18 protein-coding genes and 1 pseudogene are annotated in these 15986 nt (G+C 63.5%); 11 read left to right on the top strand and 8 right to left on the bottom strand.

From position 1 onward, the window contains the following. Positions 1-66: 66 nt before the first annotated feature. Positions 67-780: a winged helix-turn-helix domain-containing protein gene (locus tag QK290_RS17290; RefSeq protein ID WP_282331877.1), complete on the top strand. Its 714-nt coding sequence runs from the start codon at positions 67-69 to the stop codon at positions 778-780. Between the two features lie 71 nt (positions 781-851). Further along, positions 852-1319, top strand: coding sequence for a thioredoxin-dependent thiol peroxidase (gene bcp, locus QK290_RS17295; protein WP_282331878.1), 468 nt, complete (start codon positions 852-854; stop codon positions 1317-1319). Positions 1320-1403: 84 nt separating this feature from the next. On the opposite strand, the gene QK290_RS17300 is transcribed toward bcp, so the two are convergent. From QK290_RS17300 to QK290_RS17320, 5 genes and pseudogenes are all read right to left on the bottom strand, one after another. Then, positions 1404-2504, bottom strand: coding sequence for a D-TA family PLP-dependent enzyme (locus QK290_RS17300; RefSeq protein WP_282331879.1), 1101 nt, complete (start codon positions 2502-2504; stop codon positions 1404-1406). Positions 2505-2638: 134 nt separating this feature from the next. Continuing rightward, complete coding sequence (locus QK290_RS17305; RefSeq protein ID WP_282331880.1) at positions 2639-2974, bottom strand: hypothetical protein; 336 nt, start codon at positions 2972-2974, stop codon at positions 2639-2641. Further along, positions 2971-3144: a hypothetical protein gene (locus QK290_RS17310; RefSeq protein WP_282331881.1), complete on the bottom strand. Its 174-nt coding sequence runs from the start codon at positions 3142-3144 to the stop codon at positions 2971-2973. The genes QK290_RS17305 and QK290_RS17310 overlap by 4 nt, the downstream gene beginning before the upstream one ends. A gap of 14 nt (positions 3145-3158) precedes the next feature. Further along, positions 3159-3713, bottom strand: coding sequence for a zinc-binding dehydrogenase (locus QK290_RS17315; protein ID WP_348994486.1), 555 nt, complete (start codon positions 3711-3713; stop codon positions 3159-3161). Positions 3714-4973: 1260 nt separating this feature from the next. Beyond that, a pseudogene (locus tag QK290_RS17320) lies at positions 4974-5129 on the bottom strand (recombinase family protein); the annotation flags it as partial. 132 nt (positions 5130-5261) lie between these two features. On the opposite strand from QK290_RS17320, the gene QK290_RS17325 reads away from it, so the two are divergent. The 9 genes from QK290_RS17325 (at position 5262) to QK290_RS17365 (ending at position 13851) form a co-directional block, all read left to right on the top strand. Further along, a complete protein-coding gene (locus QK290_RS17325; RefSeq protein WP_282331882.1) occupies positions 5262-6011 on the top strand; it encodes an HAD-IA family hydrolase in 750 nt (249 codons plus the stop codon). 1324 nt (positions 6012-7335) lie between these two features. Further along, positions 7336-8028, top strand: coding sequence for an N-acetylmannosamine-6-phosphate 2-epimerase (locus QK290_RS17330; protein ID WP_282331883.1), 693 nt, complete (start codon positions 7336-7338; stop codon positions 8026-8028). A gap of 60 nt (positions 8029-8088) precedes the next feature. Next, positions 8089-9627, top strand: coding sequence for a PTS transporter subunit EIIC (locus QK290_RS17335; RefSeq protein ID WP_282331884.1), 1539 nt, complete (start codon positions 8089-8091; stop codon positions 9625-9627). An 11-nt stretch (positions 9628-9638) separates the two neighbouring features. Continuing rightward, positions 9639-10109: a PTS glucose transporter subunit IIA gene (locus QK290_RS17340; protein WP_282331886.1), complete on the top strand. Its 471-nt coding sequence runs from the start codon at positions 9639-9641 to the stop codon at positions 10107-10109. Positions 10110-10194: 85 nt separating this feature from the next. Next, positions 10195-11073: a PRD domain-containing protein gene (locus tag QK290_RS17345; RefSeq protein ID WP_282331887.1), complete on the top strand. Its 879-nt coding sequence runs from the start codon at positions 10195-10197 to the stop codon at positions 11071-11073. Further along, positions 11070-11330, top strand: coding sequence for an HPr family phosphocarrier protein (locus tag QK290_RS17350; protein ID WP_282331888.1), 261 nt, complete (start codon positions 11070-11072; stop codon positions 11328-11330). Before QK290_RS17345 ends, QK290_RS17350 begins: the two co-directional genes overlap by 4 nt. A 115-nt stretch (positions 11331-11445) precedes the next feature. After that, the gene (gene nagB, locus QK290_RS17355) at positions 11446-12225 is read left to right on the top strand and encodes a glucosamine-6-phosphate deaminase (RefSeq protein WP_282331889.1); all 780 of its coding nucleotides are present in this window, start codon (positions 11446-11448) and stop codon (positions 12223-12225) included. 718 nt (positions 12226-12943) lie between these two features. After that, entirely contained in the window at positions 12944-13168 is a 225-nt protein-coding gene (locus QK290_RS17360) for a hypothetical protein (protein ID WP_282331890.1), read from the top strand. 110 nt (positions 13169-13278) lie between these two features. Then, entirely contained in the window at positions 13279-13851 is a 573-nt protein-coding gene (locus QK290_RS17365) for an MOSC domain-containing protein (protein WP_282331891.1), read from the top strand. A gap of 39 nt (positions 13852-13890) precedes the next feature. On the opposite strand, the gene QK290_RS17370 is transcribed toward QK290_RS17365, so the two are convergent. From QK290_RS17370 to QK290_RS17380, 3 genes are all read right to left on the bottom strand, one after another. Then, the gene (locus QK290_RS17370) at positions 13891-14067 is read right to left on the bottom strand and encodes a VOC family protein (protein WP_282331892.1); all 177 of its coding nucleotides are present in this window, start codon (positions 14065-14067) and stop codon (positions 13891-13893) included. A gap of 50 nt (positions 14068-14117) precedes the next feature. Next, complete coding sequence (locus tag QK290_RS17375) at positions 14118-14357, bottom strand: hypothetical protein (protein ID WP_282331894.1); 240 nt, start codon at positions 14355-14357, stop codon at positions 14118-14120. 79 nt (positions 14358-14436) lie between these two features. Further along, on the bottom strand, positions 14437-15924 hold the full coding sequence (locus QK290_RS17380; RefSeq protein ID WP_282331896.1) for an HNH endonuclease signature motif containing protein: 1488 nt from the start codon (positions 15922-15924) through the stop codon (positions 14437-14439). Positions 15925-15986: the final 62 nt, after the last annotated feature.

Consider the following 15986-nt stretch of genomic DNA (forward strand, 5'->3'; position numbering starts at 1 on the left):
CGAGATCGACGGCCGCACGCCCAGCGGCAAGCTGATCCGCCGCGGCGGCGTCTGAGGCGCAGCGCGATGGCCGTAAACGTCCACGCCCCCTACCCGCGGCCGCGCGCCGGCGCCCGCGTCGGCTCCAGCCCGGGAGCTCGTCCCGGCCCTCAGCCGGGGCTTCAGCCGCGCGGCCTGGCAGTGTGGCTCCAGCCGTGTGAAGGCCAGGAGATCGACCCGGCGGTCTGGGCCCAGGCTGCCCAGGCGGTCCTGGCTCGTGCCCGGCAGCTCGCTCCGGAAGCCGGAATCCACCTGTGGACCGCGGCCGGAACCGGAACGCCCGGCGTCGAAGGTTCGGACGCTGCCGACGGTTCAGCCGTTTTCGACGGCGCTGTTTCGGGAACGGCGTCCGACGCCGGAAACGGTACCGCCGCCGTCGCCCCGCCGGTCTCCCTGCCTGTCTCCCTGGCCGGAAGGCGCAGCGTCGTGGCTGTGGATCTGGCTGCGGATACCGTCCTCCTGGACGGTGTCCCGGTCAGTCTGACCTTCATGGAATTCAGCCTCCTGCGGTACCTCGTGGAGAACCAGTCGCGTCCGATTAAACGTGAAGAACTACAACGCATTCTCGAGTCGCTGGACTGCCCCGGCGCCGCATTCCGCTCCATTGACGTGTATGTTGGCCGCGTCCGGCGCAAGCTGGGCTCCGCCCGCCACGCCATCGCCACGGTGCGCGGGGGCGGCTACCAGTTTGTGCCCGGACCGGGCAGCACTGTCCGCGGACCCGCGGAATACTGCATCTAGCTAGCCCGTTGCAGTCATAGATTGATCGCCGGCCACGGCGGTTGCCCCACCCCCCAGTCAAGGATCCTCACATGACCCAGAAACTCCTCCCCGGAACACAGGCCCCCGATTTCGCACTGCTCAACGCAGACGGCCATAAGGTCTCCCTCTCCGATTACCGCGGACGCAACGTCGTTGTGTACTTCTACCCGGCAGCCGCCACCCCCGGCTGTACCACCGAGGCCTGCGACTTCCGCGACAACCTCGCCAGCTTGCAGTCCTCCGGCTACGAGGTCCTGGGCATCTCCCCGGACGCGCCTGAGAAGCTGGCGGCCTTCACCGGAGACTTCGCCCTGACGTTCCCGCTGCTCTCCGACCATGACCACGCCGTGGCGCTGGCCTACGGCGCCTGGGGCGAGAAGCTCGTGAACGGCGAAGTGGTTGACGGCCTGGTCCGTTCCACCGTGGTGCTTGACGCCGAAGGCAAGGTCATGCTCACCCAGTACCAGATCCAGGCGCAGGGCCACGTCGCAGCGCTCAAGGCAGAGCTCGGCCTCTAAGCTTCGCCGGCCTGACACGTGCATGGCCCTCGCCAAGCGGCTTCGACGCCGGGACTTCCCGGCGTCGTAGCCGCTTTTTGGGGACTATTTGTTTCGTCCGCGTGCGGCCACGTGCCAGCGGTCCACGATGTTGCCGCCGCTGACCACGGTGACGTCGTCGACGAGGTTCATGGCGATGCAGACGTGATTGGGGACCACACGCAGCCGGTCTCCGAGAGCCGGCAGCGTTGCCTCTTCCGGCCACACAACGGTGGCGTGGTGTTCTGACAGTGCTGTGATCCGGGCGTCCGGATGGTCCAGGAGCCGCCCGAATCCGGTGGTCCAGCCGGGCCGGTCCCCGCCGAGGATCTTGCTGCCGGAGTCCAGGATGACCCTCCGCGGCATGAGGTCGGTGCCTTCATGACGGCTGACGACTGTTGCCGCGATGGTCAGTGCGATGTCTTCGGCCGCACAGCGTTCCAGTTCCAGTTGTTGGGCGTCTCCGAAAACGTATACGCCGGGCCGGACTTCCGTGGCTCCGGAGTCGTCGGCGGTGAGGGCGGCGGTGGGGGTGGATCCGCCGCTGCGGTGGGCGACGTGGAAACCTGCCGCGTTGAGCAGGCCTGCGGCTTCGCCGAGGGCCAGCCGTTCCTCGTCCATGGCCTTCAACGGCATGCCCGGAGCATAGCTGTGCCCTGGAAACGTGAAAATCCCCGTGACGCGCAGCCCACCCCGGGCTGCGGCCTGGGCGACGCTGACGACGGCGTCAGGTGCTATCCCGCTGCGGTGATGGCCGCAGTCGATCTCCAGCACCACTTCAACCTCCCCGACGGCACGGCCCAGTGACGCGGCCATGGTTTCGGCTGCTTCCCGTGAGTCCAGTCCAACTGCGATCCTGGCTTTTACTGCAAGTTGCCGGAGCCGGTCAGCCTGCCGGGGACCGACCCAGAGCGGATACGCGATGAAGATATCTTTGGCCCCGTGCTCTGCAAAGACTTCGGCCTCTCCGAGGGTGGCCACGGTCAGCCCGACGGCTCCGGCTGCCATCTGCATTTCAGCGATTTCGGGCACTTTGTGCGTCTTGACATGCGGCCGAAGGTGCAGGCCCTTGGCCCGGATGGCAGTTGCCATGCGGTCGATATTTCGCTGGAGCACGTCCCGGTCGATGATGATCTCAGGTGTGTCGATTTCCGCTGGGCTGGTCATCTTTACACTCTACCGGGGGAAGAGTCATCGCATACCTTATGTATACAACACCGACCGTCGGGTGCGGACCCTCTGAGCGGAGATTCGCCCTTGCTCCAACGCTGTGAGCCCGGCGCGAACGTACACTTGGGGCCCTAACCGGCGGGGCCTCCCGCCGTCGTGCGCTTTCGCCATGAAGGAGTCGCCGGCGCCCACGGAGTCTGATCGTCACCCTCACGGGCGGCCTTCAGCAGTCCATGCGTGGCTTGGTCACCCGGCCCCAGCACGGCCGCGATCGATCCTGTATGGACGTGGGTGGAACTTTCGACCGCTGCCAAAGCCGCAACCGACGTCCCGTTGATGTCCCAGCTGATGTCGAACGCGTAGGTGGCGCCGTCCTCGGGACCCAGCGTGGCGATCGCCGTTGACGTAGGCGAACTGCCGCCCCGGACCACTGTGACCCCATTAGCCTTCAGATGCCCCTCGATCATGTGACGTGCGGATCATCGGCGTAGTGCGGTACAAGGTTGGTCGCCAAGACCCAGCCGCGCCACGCCCACAGCCACGTTGGAGGACTGCCTCCCACGTGCGCCTGGACTTCGCCCGGCCTGCGGGGGTCGCTGATGGTGTCCTCGAGCGACTCGCCGATGACGGTGGTCATGGTCACCGGCCCGGTTAGACCACGGCTTTGAGCCGGCCGGGCTGCTTGCCCGCATTGAGCGCCTCTTCGGACTCAGCCAGGGCGAACCTGCCGGTGACCAGGATGTCCAGATCCACTTTCCCGTCGGAGATCAGCTGGATCGCCAGCGGCCAGGTGTTGGTGTAGCGGAAGACGCCGGAGAGCCAGATCTCGCGGTTCTGGATGTAGGAGACGGGGAGTTCGACGTCGTCGGCCCCTAGTCCCACGAGGATGACCCTACCTGCGGGCCCGACGGCTTTGGTCCCTGAGCAGACGGCCTGCGGGGCGCCGGAAGGGTCGATGAACGCATCGACATCGAGCCCTTCGCTACTGTCCGACCTGGCGTTCAGGGCATGCGTGGCGCCGTGTTCGAGGGCGAACGCCAGCCGGTCTTCGGCGATGTCCGTAATGAAGATTTCGCTGCGCCGAAGGCGCGGGCTGCCTGGGCGGCGATTGATGCCGATGGGGCCGGCGCCGGCGATCAGGACCCAGCTGCCGGGCTTGATCTGGGCGCGTTCGCAGGCCCAGAGGCCGACGGAGAGCGGTTCGATGAGCCCTGCCGTCCCGGCGTGCCATGCTCACCTGGATCCATCCCTTCGCCGGTTGATGTCCTCAAAGCAGGGCAATCTTCGACGTCCCTCGTCGTATCGGGCGTCGTTCCTCCAGCCGCGTCAATCACGTTTCGAAGGTTGTTGAGCGCGCGGTGTAACACCACCGGCAGAAAGGCCCGGGATCCTGTGATGCCCAGAACCAGAATCCGCCACCAGCCCCAAAATCAAGCAGGACCGGCAGCGGTTCGGTGGATCAACGCTGAGCGAGGGCCTACATCGTGTCTGAAAGCTGCGACGCTGTGGCCCGAGCAGCGGTACTGGTCTGGCCGGCGCTGTGGTCGGCAATGACGGAGGTCCGGCCGCAGTGCGGACACGTCGTTTCGCCGAGACCAGTGGGATCAGAGCAGTGCAGTCCGCCCCGATAGAAATAGTCCCGTGCGTGCCCGTGACCGTCCTCAACATGCTGAACGTCATAGTCGGCCACCCAGGCGTGGTCACAACCAGCGCAAGTGAAAACGAACCGTTCGAACGAAATTTCCCTAAGAATCATGCTGTTCTACTTTCGGTCTGCCCAGTAATTTAGAGTGCGACGGACCGCTGGCTAGAAGGCCAGCCCGGCCCTACCCGAGCCCTCCTGATGTGATGTCGGTCACGGAAGCTCGTTCCAGAGCCAAAGCTACGCCTCAAAATTCATTTAGTCGAGACCTTTTAAAGATAAATCTTCATGCGGGCACTTCTTTACGTTTAGGTCTGCAATGCGGGAGATGTGAGGTGTGTCAAGGATGTGAAAAAGGCGAGCCCTCTGCGACATCCGCCTCGACGTGATCATTCCCACCGGCAAACGCAAAGGCCGCAACCCCAGCCTGGCCAGCATCCAGGGGCGCTCACCGAGCACGAGAAACGTCAGGCCTACCCCGAAGCCGTTGTCCAGGCCCACGCCGACTTCGCCACGCTCCAGCCGAGCACCTGACGCGACGGAACGCCGTGGTCAGCCATATCCGCCCAATTGTCGGCGAGTACTACGGCGACCCCCATTAAGGCCCGGTCCTCCTGAAGGTTTCGTGAACCGCCAAGTTTGCTTTTAGAGGGCGGGTGTCATTTTCAAAAGTCTTTTGCACGGGTGAGTTGATTTTCCGGGGTGGTGCATGTGACTGCTGAGCGGTGGGTTTCCGTAGTTGTCTGCACAATGCGTCCATTTGCTCAGCACACGCCTTCATGATTCTTCTGTAGCAATCTACTACGGGCCGGTTGAAGGTACTGCTAGACGGTTTGGCGGCTGACCCCGAATTCCCGGGCGAGTGCGGCTTTCGCCTCGCCGGCGACGGCACGTAGCACCGGGTCGGCCGCCTGCCGGGCGTTCAGCGCTTTGCCCCTGCCTTTGTAGACGCCGGCTTTCTTGGCCAGAGCGATCCCTTCGCCCAGTAAACGAGGACCATGCCACGTCCCCAGAGGGTGCTTTGGCGATACAAGCCACATAAGGGCTACATTTATCTTCGGATGGGCGAATCCACAGGCGACAACCCTAAAATCTATGTCCGAGTGCCGAGAATGAAAGACACCGCATCCATGACCCCCTTGAATGACCGCACCATCCTTGTCTCCGAAGCCAATGCCGCTGAGGTGAGCCGGCCTTTGCGGCCCGTAATCGGACAGACGTTTGACGCTGTCTTGTTCGATATGGATGGCACCCTCATTGATTCGACCCCCGCGGTGCTTCGGTCTTGGCTCGCGTGGTGTTCCGCATATGGACTCGATCCATCCTTCCTCGACGGCGCCCACGGCCAGCCAGCACGGGATATTGTGGCTTCTCTGGTCCCGCCCGAAGAGTTCGACGCAGCCTTTGAGCGCATTCAACGACTTGAAATCACCGAGGTCGACGGTATCACTGTCCTTCCGGGGGCCGCCGAAGCGCTCTCGGCGATCGGGGAATATCGCAAAGCGATTGTTACCTCGTGTACGCGGGCCCTGGCCTCGGTACGAATCACTGCTTCCGGGCTGGTGCCGCCCCGCGTGGTAGTCACCGCCGACGATGTCAAACGCGGCAAACCGGACCCCGAACCCTTCGCGCTCGGCGCCCGACGGTTGGGCTTCGAGCCCGGCCGCTGCCTCGTCGTTGAAGACGCATCGGCTGGCCTGCGCTCCGCGCATAATGCCGGCTGCACCACCCTGGCGGTGGCGGGCACACACCCCGCGGTGGATCTATGTGCCGATCTCATCATTACCAGTCTGATTGAACTCGAATTTTCGGCAACGGCCAGCGGCATCCACATCGCGCGGCGCGCGTCCCAAGGCGGGTAATTCCGCCGACTCCCACCAGGGTCCACGGAGCTCCGGTACAGCCGGGTAAGCGACGCGTCCCTTCCGATCCGGACAGGATGCCCGGATCCCTCGCCCCGACACGCGGCCAGCGCCCGATCTCATTGAAGCGGTGGATCACCGCCCGCACGGTGTCTTCAACCGCAGCGACCAGCCGTCACCGAATCGCGTTGCCGCCCTGCCTCAATGCACAGCCGACGCTCATCTTCTGCTGGACTGAGCCCGCGCACCCTCACACGATCACCCGAACGCTGGTACGGGGACTGTGGAAATAGCGGTGTATCCGGCCCAACACGCCAGGCTGTGAGTCTGGCGGGATGGAGCCGATATGACGGCGCCACTGGGTGCTGTAAAAAACACGGAGACCGCTACGAAAAAGAACGAGACTTCCGAGGCTGATGCGGCCCGGCCGACCCCCCCGGACTTCACCAACAACCGGATACCGCCAAGGAATTCATCCATTCCTACCCAGAATTGAATTGTCACTTTCTTGACTTCATCGATTCCGGGAGTACGCGCGCCCTTTGCCCGCGACGCGTTGCCACGCCACACGCAAGAAATCAGGGTCGTGCACCAGGTTGAACAGGTCATCAAACCTCAGGCCAGAATCGCCTCTGGCCCACCGATGTAGTTTCGTCTGCATCCGCTGTACTTCCGTCTGGGCACCATCGATTCGCGCCCACATGTCCTCACTGGTATTCACCGGTGAACCTCCAACCATTACAACAACTCCGCTACGTGACACCCTGCCGCCCTTCGCCATGTGGCCGGCTTTCCCAGCCTCGGACTACTACGACGGCGCTGCCCCGGATGCGCCCTTCGACAGGCATCGCATCTATCCGCCAACTCGCTCGGAGTTAATGGAGCGGAACGCATTTCCTTGGTTTGAGCAGGCCTACATTTCAAGAGGCGTAACGACACCGGTTCCTCGCGTATACCTTCTCGTCTCGCCCACCGGACCCGGCCCATCAAGGAATCCTGAACCGTCCCGACTTTGTCACGGCTGCTCCCACCTTCACCACCAATCCGTGGATCAGGCTGCCGTCAGCTTCAGCCAGCAACTACGATCACCAGCCGACGAAGGCCTTCCACCTCCATTCGAAAAACAAGCGCCTCGTGGCGCACCACCGTTAATGAGGAATCCCACGCGAAGGGGTGACGAAACCGGGTAAGCGGGTGTATGTTTTACGAACGCGGTCTTTCGCGTAAGTCATCGGGATTGTAACTTTCGGCAAAACCTGAGACGGAAGTTCATGTGCGGTCTTGTGCATGGACAACTACGTCTTTCAGTGTCCGAGGAGTTCCGATGACAATCCCTTTTCTTTTAGACGTCCTGCGCGGCGGTCTTGTTGTGTCCTGCCAGGCATTGCCGGGCGAGCCATTGTTCATTGCCGAAGGCGGAGTCATGCCGCTCCTGGCGGCAGCTGCCGAGCAGGGAGGGGCGGTTGGGATCCGCTGCAACTCTGCGCGTGACGTCCGCGAAGTCAAGGCAGCTGTCGGGCTCCCTGTGATCGGGCTCATCAAGAAGCAATACCCGCCGTACGAGCCCTACATCACTGCAACCATGGCCGAGGTGGAAGCTCTCGTGGCCGCGGGTGCAGACATCGTGGCTTTGGACGGCACTCACCGTGAACGTGTTGATGGGCTCAGCCCCGCCGGGTTTATCGCGCAGATCCGGACTGAACACCCGGGCCTGGCCCTCATGGCAGACATCGCCACGCTTAACGAAGGTCTGGCAGCGGCAGAAACCGGCGTCGACTTTGTAGGGACTACGCTCAGCGGCTATACGCCGCAGTCCCAAGGGGCACCAGCCCCAAATTTTGGCCTGGTCGAACAGTTGGTGTCCAAGACCGCGGTGCCTGTCATTGCTGAGGGCCGAATCCGTACCCCGCAGCAAGCCCGCCAGATGCTTGACCTTGGCGCCTTCTGCGTGGTGGTCGGCGGTGCGATTACCAGGCCCCTGGAAATCACTGCGGACTTCGTCAAGGCCCTCGCCTAAACCTCACCCCCTCCCTTCATGCGCGACGTCGTCATCGCGCCGGAAATGAAAGTAGTCACCATGTTCAAGCAACTTCAAAAGGTCGGCAAGGCATTTATGTTGCCGATCGCTATCCTTCCGGCCGCCGGGCTCCTGCTCGGCATCGGCGGCGCGTTGTCCAATCCCAACACGGTCCAGGCCTTCCCGGCGTTGAACAACCCGACTCTGCAGGGCATATTTGGAGTCATGTCTGCCGCGGGGGCGACGGTCTTTACTAACCTTGCCCTGTTGCTGTCGATTGGTCTCTGCATCGGACTGGCGAAGCGCGATAAGGGCACCGCTGCATTGGCCGGCGTCGTGGGCTATCTGGTCATGACCGCCACCATCAAAGCGATGCTGGACATCTTCAGGCCAGGAGCCGAACCTGTAGACACCGGCGTAGTCGGCGCATTGGTCATTGGCGCCGTCGCCGTTTTCTTGCACAACCGTTACCGCAACATCGAATTGCCGGCCTTCCTTGGATTCTTCGGCGGGTCCCGCTTTGTGCCGATCGTGACAGCCTTCGCCGCCATCTTCGTAGGCATCTTTTTCTTCCTCACATGGCCGCCCATCCAGCAGGGAATGGTTTCAGCCGGCACCTGGATGGCTGGCCTTGGCCCGGTGGGAACGTTCTTCTACGGATTCTTCATGCGCCTAAGCGGCGCAATTGGCCTGCACCACATGATTTACCCCTTGTTCTGGTTCACACCCCTGGGGGGAACCGAACTGGTCAACGGAGCAACAGTCGAGGGCGCGCAGAAGATCTTCTTCGCACAGCTGGCTGATCCTAACCATGTTGGAATGTTCACCGAAGGCACCCGCTACTTCGCCGGCCGCTTCGCGACGATGATGTTCGGTCTTCCGGCGGCCTGCCTCGCCATGTGGCACTGCGTCCCCAAGGGCCGACGGGCCAAGTACACGGGCATTTTCCTCTCCGTTGCGCTGACCTCATTCATCACGGGCATCACGGAGCCTATCGAGTTCATGTTCCTGTTCGTGGCACCGCTGTTGTACGTGTTCCACGCATTCCTCGACGGTGTCTCCTTCTTCCTCGCCGATATCTTCGATATCCGCCTCGGCAACACCTTCTCCGGCGGCGCGATCGACTTCACGCTCTTCGGCATCCTGCAAGGCAATGAGCGGACCAACTGGCTGCTCGTACTGCCCATCGGTTTGGTCTGGTTCGCCCTGTACTACTTCTCCTTCCGATTCGCTATCAAGCGGTTCAAGATCGGCACCCCGGGACACCTGGAGGACACCATCGGAGAAGCCGACCCGGAGGCACAGGAAGAGCCTGCCCTCGTGCCGGCCACGGCAGGTCGCCGCGAAAGCACAATCAATGCAGAAGCCGCCAAGGTCTTGGCAGCCCTCGGCGGTGCCGCCAACCTTGAAGAGGTAGACGCATGCATAACACGCCTCCGCGTATCTGTGAAGGACCCCGCCCAGGTTGATAAGCCCGCGCTGCGAAAGCTTGGAGCTGCGGACGTGTTTGAAGTCCGGGGCGGCGTGCAGGCGGTCTTCGGCGGCAAGGCCATCTTGTACAAAAACGCAATCAATGAGAGCCTCGGCCTCGACGACTAAGGAACACGCACATGCTGAACCCATTCAAGAAAAAGAGTGAGTCCATCTACAGCCCCGTATCAGGGCGAATCGTCTCCCTGGACGAGGTACCGGACCCCGTCTTCGCACAGCGCTCTGTCGGCGACGGATTCGCCATCGAGCCAACCGACGGATCCTTCCGCAGCCCAGTGGACGGCGAACTGGTCCTGGTGGCCAAGACACTGCACGCGTTCGCCGTCCGTACCCACGAAGGGGCGGAGATCCTGGTCCACATCGGAATCGACACCGTCACCCTCAAAGGCGAGGGATTCACCGGTCACCGGCAGGCCGGGGACATGGTCTCCCGCGGTGACCTCATCATCAGCTGCGATCTGGACGCCATCAGGACAAAGGTGCCCTCCATGGTTACCCCTGTCCTGCTGACCAACGGCACCAAATTCTCCATGAGCTCACCGGAGTTCCAGGCCAACGGTGCGTCCGTGATCACGGTCCGGCGGAAATAAGGGAGCCAACCATGGAAGTAACGACACGCTGCAGGGACTTCGAGGAAACTCACTGCCACAGACCGGGCCACCGTGTCCAGGACCAATGGCCAGCGACGTGACGGCATCGACGCAGGCCAGCGTCAAGCGCGTCTACAACAACAACGTCGTACTCGCGATCGAAACGGACGCCACCGAGGTGGTGCTGCTGGGCAAAGGCATCGGTTTTCAGCGTCGCCCCGGAGAGATCGTCGATACTTCCCTGGCCGATCAACGTTTCGTCGCTGAGGGGCCCTACCGGGCCCCTCAGCTGGCGGGACTGCTCAGCGACGCGCCCGCTGACCAGATCACGCTGGCCCAGACCATCACCGAGCTGGGCCATGCAACTCTTGGCCTGGAGCCGCGACAATCGCTCATGATCCCCGTCCTTGACCACCTCACGTTCGCAGTGCGCCGGGCTCAGGAAGGCACTCACATCGATTTCCCGCTCCGATGGGAGGTAGCCCAGCTATACCCCGCAGAAGCAGCGCTGGGACGCCAGGTTGTGACCCTGGTGAACGAAGGCCTAGGGATACAGCTACAGGAAGATGAATGGGTCGCGTTCGCATTGCACTTCGTTAACCAGCAGTGGACCAAAGGAGACTTCTCCAAGACCGTCGCCATGACCGAAACCATCAGCCGGGTATTTCTTCGGCTGGCCGAGCGCTGGGGCACACCAATCGATGAGAACGCGAGCAGCGCGGCGCGTTTCGTGACACACCTGCGCTATGTATTCGCCCGGGCCGCGAGCGACAAACAACTGAGCACGTCCCGTCTGGATGTACTCACGGTGGTACGGCAGGCCTATCCCGAGGCGGCCGAGGCCGCCCTTGACATTGCCGAGCTGATCGGCAAGGCAATTAACCGGGTCATCAGTAACGACGAAATCTCATACCTCGCCCTGCACACAACACGCCTTTACGCCGAAATGAAAGAGCAACAATGACCAGCAAGACCGTAACCGTCGGGTCTTCCGTCGGCCTCCACGCCCGTCCCGCCGCACAGATCGCACAAGCAGCCGCAGACTACGACGAGGAAATCACCCTTACAATTCCCGGCAGACCGCCCGCCGCCGCCGACTCCTCCCTCATGATCATGATGCTGGGAGCAACCCACGGTGACACCATTACGGTAGCTTCCGACGATCCCGCCGCCGTTGAAGCGATCACGGCTCTCATCGGCAGCGAGCTGGACGTCGCATAGCTGCATAAGCACCGACGCAGGTTACGTCCCCGGCGTATGACAGAGGGCCGCAACTTTGGACTTCATTCGCCCGCCCTTCACAGGAGCGACGGCAACCGAAAGGCACCCACACCGTATGGAAATCATCATCCTTCCCACCCCTGCCGACGTAGCCCGCACGGCTGCCGACGTCATCGAACATCAGGTTCGGCGTGGCCCGTCCGTTCTTGGTCTGGCCACCGGCTCCACCCCGCTTGGAACCTACCGGGAGCTCACCGAGCGGCACCGGAGCCGCGGCCTGAGCTTTGCTCAGGCGCAGGCATATCTGCTGGACGAATATGTGGGCCTGCCCACCGCGCACCCGCAGTCCTACCACTCGGTCATTCGGGACGAATTCACCGACAGCGTCGACTTCCGCGCCGGCAGCGTGCACGGGCTCAACGGCATGGCTGAGGACCTGGAGGCAGAGGCTGCCCAGTACGAGGCTCGGATCACTTCAGCTGGTGGGGTGGACGTTCAGCTCCTTGGTATCGGAACCGACGGACACGTAGGTTTCAATGAGCCCATGTCATCGCTCGGTTCCCGCACCCGGATCAAGACCCTCACCCGGCAGACCCGCCAAGACAACGCCCGCTTCTTTGACAGCTCGGCCGATGTTCCAAACCACGTCCTGACCCAGGGCCTGGGCACCATCCGGGAGGCACGGCACCTGCTGCTGCTCGCCATGGGTGAGGCCAAAGCAGAAGCCATCGCCGCTGCGGTGGAGGGTCCAGTTGCCGCTAATTGCCCGGCCTCCGCGCTCCAGTTGCACCCGCACGTCTCCGTCCTAGTGGACGAAGCAGCGGCCTCCCGGCTGGCGCATCGCGAGTACTACACAGACACGTTTGGCCGTAAACCGGCGTGGCAGGGACTCTAATTCCGGGATCCGCAGAGAGCCTCGGACGGGTTCGTCAACCGGGACCTGCGCGCACTCACCGCACAGCTACGTGGAACCGACCCCGGCACCGTTACAGTCGGGCAGATGACCTATGACCTGCGCCGGCCTCGCCACCACGGCCGCATCGAACGCAACACACACTCCCATCGCTACCGGGTCACCGACACCGGCCTTTCCACCGCCATGTTCATCTGAGCTGGTCACGACCGGCGGCTCCCCACCGGCCTGGCCGACCTGGAAACCCCGGTACCAACGAGGCTGCGGGCGGCCACGCGCTCCTACCAAACAACGATCGGCAACCTCACCCACATCACGGGACTGACCGCATAAGACCGAACCTGACCCAGCCACCAAAAACACGACCCAAACATCACGGGTTCGCCGACTTAGCCTTCTAGGCAAGGAAGCGGGCGACGGCGGAACCTCCCGCCGTCGCCCGCTGGCGTTTAGCTGGGCCCCGGATTTTTCGGCGTACCTATTGCCCCGGGGCAGGCGCTTCAGGCACACTGGCTACAGATCCGCAGGAACAAACGCTTCCGCCGATCCCAGCCCGCCGGACAATTCGGCCGGCCACCGCCCCATCTGAGATGCCGGGCAACCCCTCTGGAACCACCGCTTTCCGCCTCCCCGGGTACGCCCGGCCCCGGAAGCGTGTGCCCACCCAGAGTCCCGGGATCCCGCCGAGAAAGAGACCACCATGATCAAGCGCCACTCTGACCTTGTCCTGGCAATCACAGCCCACGATCCTGACACCATCGAAAACGACCTCAACACCGCCGTCGAAATGGCCCGCGAACAAGCCAGGGCGGAAAACCGTCATGGCATCCTGGTCACACAGCACAGCTACACCAGCTACACCGTCGCCGTCAGCCGCGACGTCCCGTACGGGCAGACACACGAAAGGCGCGAACAGACCGCGTAGCAGCGAAGCAAGCGGACGACGGCGGAACCTCCCGCCGTCGTCCGTTTGCGTTTGGGGTCGTTCCCCCATCGCGCCGACCAGCGGGCCTCGGGGCGCGGTAGTTTGGTGGCATGACGGAAAGCTACCGGTATGACGTCGAGGTCCTGCATCTGCTGGTCTCGTCGGCGCACGCGTACTTCGGCCGGGCCCGCGAGGGTGCCGCGGATGTCCCCACCACGGATGCCGCGCGAGCCGAACTAGTGGCGGGCAAGGGCATCGTGGGTGACCGGTTCTTCGGCAAGGCCGCGCACATGGACGCGGCAGTCACGCTGTTTGCCATTGAGTCCCTTGAGGCCATCGCCGCAGAGCTGGGAATGGGGCCGTTTGACCCGCTCCTGACGCGGCGCAACGTTGTGCTCCGAGGGGCCCATCTGGCCCCGTTGCTGGGACACGATTTCACCCTGGAATCCCAGGGTGACCTGGTCCGCCTGACGGCCGGGCGGCCCGCACACCCTTGCGTCTGGATGGATGAGATGCTCGCCCCGGGCGCGCACAACGCAATGCGCGGGCGCGGCGGCGTGCGGTGCCGGGTAATTTCCGACGGCGTCCTGCACCGCGGGCCGGCGGTGCTGGTCAGCCCCGTGCCGCTCGAGCCCGAGCGCGCCGGCGAGGCCACGGTTTTGCGGGCGTCGCGGCTGCCCTAGCTTAACGGCACCCTGGTGCGAGAGTGGGCCGCCGGCAGGTCAGACGTGCTGATCCACGAGGACTGGGTTACCGTCGGGATCCACAACGATGAAACTGCCCGGCCCGGTTGTAGCTTCATCGGCCTCGGACACGAACTCCGCGCTCTGGGCCTTGAGTTCCCGCTGGAGGTCGCGCACATCAGTGAAGGAATCCAGCGCGTCAGCGTTCTGGCTCATTCAAGCGCGGCAGCGTAGTGCTCCGCGGACGTTAAGCAGCGCTCCCCGGATTATTTCTGCTCTGTGGATCCTTCGCCCTCGGTGGTCAGTGGACCCGCTTCCTCGGGCTCAGGCACCGCATCATGGCGCGGATCGTCTCTGTGGCGGGCTTGCTCGAGGTGCTGCTCTAATTGTTCCTCCGACTGCCGGCGGCGTTGACCTACGGTCCGCATTTGTTGCGTTGTCGGCGCGGCGTGGGCGTGCTGGTGCGGGCCGTGATCCTGCGGGCCGTCAGCGATTTTCTCACTCATACTCAAATCGTCCCACCGCGAGTCAGTGTGGGGAAGACGCCACTTCATGTCCAGTCGATCGCTGGTCTTGCGTGCCCCGTCAGGCGGTGGAGTGGAGGAGCCGTTCCACCCCGTCCTCTCCCAGAGACAGCCCGGTGTGAATAAAATCCGGATAGCCGCTACCTTCACGCCGCGCTGGGAGCTGGCGCCCGTTCCCGCACGCTCCCGGGTTTGGTTCCGTAGGCCACTGTGGCGGTTCCCAGTCTTGGTGTTCACTCTTGTAGCGCCGGCCAGTGGGTGATATCCAGCCAGGTGGTTCGTTCTTGGTGCCTGGCGTGGGTTTCCAGGCGCTCGTGTGTCTCAAGCGGTGATGTTTGGGGCAGGGCTGACCCAAATTCGACACTCCGGTGGTTCCGCCCTTGGCCCATGCAAGGAGGTGATCTGCGTCGTTGTCCAGTGAATGGTTGGAACATCCAGGGAAGGGGCACTTGCCGTCACGTAGCCGGAGCCAGTTCCGCATGGCCTTGGTGGGGCGGTAGTTGGCTCGGCCAATCTCGAGAGGCGCCCCGTCGCGCGGGTCAACCAGGACCCGGTAGAACGAATCGGCCCCGTTCGCGACGAGGTCCCTGGCCATCGACGCCGGGATAGGACCGTAGCCGTCAAGCATCGCCGGTTCCTCGGTAGCGCCGAGCAGGGAAAACACAGGGACCGTCACGAGGACGTGAGCCCGCGGTGGCGGCACCTGCCCGGGATCATGTTCTGCCGGGTTCCCGCTGCCGAGGATGGCGGCGGCGAAGACGTCGGCCCGGAGTTGCGTGAGTGTGCGGGGCTCGTCCGGTCCCTGCAAACCCCGGGCGATCGCAGTGGTCCGGTTCCAGATCCCGGCCGCCTGGTCCGCGGGGAGGTAGGCCGAGAGCCAGGCCATCCCGTCCTGATCCGGGGCGTACTCGACCCGACGGTCCAGGACACCCTTTGCGTGCCGCTTCTCGATACTCTCCGTATGGTGGCGTTCGCGCCAGGTACGGGCCCTGTGACGGAACCGGGACGCTGGCATTTCCCAAGCGGTACAACCACCGGCCGCGTTCGGCGCATCCGGGTCCAGAAAGTGCGCCTCCAAGGCCGCGGCACCGGCTGGGTCAAGGGTTGCGGCTTCATCCACCATGGCCCGCGCGTGCTGCCACGAAATAATGCCCGCCCGCAGCGCGGACAGGGTCAGCGGCAAAGCAGTCGTGAGCATTTGTGACTGGTTCAGCAACGCCCCCGCAGCCCGGTCACCGATGGTCAGCGCGCACGCGACCTCCGCGGTCACCGCCATCTCCTGGAGCTGCACCGGCGCACCCGGCGAAGCGACAGCTTGGACGGTGTCCGCATATTTCACGGCGGCCCGGGCCTTCAGGGCAGCCATCCGCGCCTCCACTCCCGCGGTGAGGGTGAGGATGTCCAGGCACCTATCGCCTAATGCACTTAAAGGATCAGCCTCCGATGGCACTTCAGAACCGGACCCGCCGGCCCCGTTCAGGACGGAATTCAGCACAGCAATGGCAGCAATGATTTCCGCAAATGCCTTCGCCACCACCGCGTTTCCCATGTCTTCATCATCTAGCCTTTGTGTCCCTTGCGGGACGCCCGTTCCGGGCTGAAAATGGTGCC

The organism is Pseudarthrobacter sp. AL07 (genome assembly GCF_029960665.1).
Taxonomy (GTDB): domain Bacteria; phylum Actinomycetota; class Actinomycetes; order Actinomycetales; family Micrococcaceae; genus Arthrobacter.

Coding starts and splice junctions, on each gene's coding strand:
- QK290_RS17290 (WP_282331877.1), top strand. CDS start 67: ATGGCCGTAAACGTCCACGCCCCCTACCCGCGGCCGCGCGCCGGCGCC.
- bcp (WP_282331878.1), top strand. CDS start 852: ATGACCCAGAAACTCCTCCCCGGAACACAGGCCCCCGATTTCGCACTG.
- QK290_RS17300 (WP_282331879.1), bottom strand. CDS start 2,504: ATGACCAGCCCAGCGGAAATCGACACACCTGAGATCATCATCGACCGG.
- QK290_RS17305 (WP_282331880.1), bottom strand. CDS start 2,974: ATGATCGAGGGGCATCTGAAGGCTAATGGGGTCACAGTGGTCCGGGGC.
- QK290_RS17310 (WP_282331881.1), bottom strand. CDS start 3,144: ATGACCACCGTCATCGGCGAGTCGCTCGAGGACACCATCAGCGACCCC.
- QK290_RS17325 (WP_282331882.1), top strand. CDS start 5,262: ATGAAAGACACCGCATCCATGACCCCCTTGAATGACCGCACCATCCTT.
- QK290_RS17330 (WP_282331883.1), top strand. CDS start 7,336: ATGACAATCCCTTTTCTTTTAGACGTCCTGCGCGGCGGTCTTGTTGTG.
- QK290_RS17335 (WP_282331884.1), top strand. CDS start 8,089: ATGTTCAAGCAACTTCAAAAGGTCGGCAAGGCATTTATGTTGCCGATC.
- QK290_RS17340 (WP_282331886.1), top strand. CDS start 9,639: ATGCTGAACCCATTCAAGAAAAAGAGTGAGTCCATCTACAGCCCCGTA.
- QK290_RS17345 (WP_282331887.1), top strand. CDS start 10,195: ATGGCCAGCGACGTGACGGCATCGACGCAGGCCAGCGTCAAGCGCGTC.
- QK290_RS17350 (WP_282331888.1), top strand. CDS start 11,070: ATGACCAGCAAGACCGTAACCGTCGGGTCTTCCGTCGGCCTCCACGCC.
- nagB (WP_282331889.1), top strand. CDS start 11,446: ATGGAAATCATCATCCTTCCCACCCCTGCCGACGTAGCCCGCACGGCT.
- QK290_RS17360 (WP_282331890.1), top strand. CDS start 12,944: ATGATCAAGCGCCACTCTGACCTTGTCCTGGCAATCACAGCCCACGAT.
- QK290_RS17365 (WP_282331891.1), top strand. CDS start 13,279: ATGACGGAAAGCTACCGGTATGACGTCGAGGTCCTGCATCTGCTGGTC.
- QK290_RS17370 (WP_282331892.1), bottom strand. CDS start 14,067: ATGAGCCAGAACGCTGACGCGCTGGATTCCTTCACTGATGTGCGCGAC.
- QK290_RS17375 (WP_282331894.1), bottom strand. CDS start 14,357: ATGAGTGAGAAAATCGCTGACGGCCCGCAGGATCACGGCCCGCACCAG.
- QK290_RS17380 (WP_282331896.1), bottom strand. CDS start 15,924: ATGGGAAACGCGGTGGTGGCGAAGGCATTTGCGGAAATCATTGCTGCC.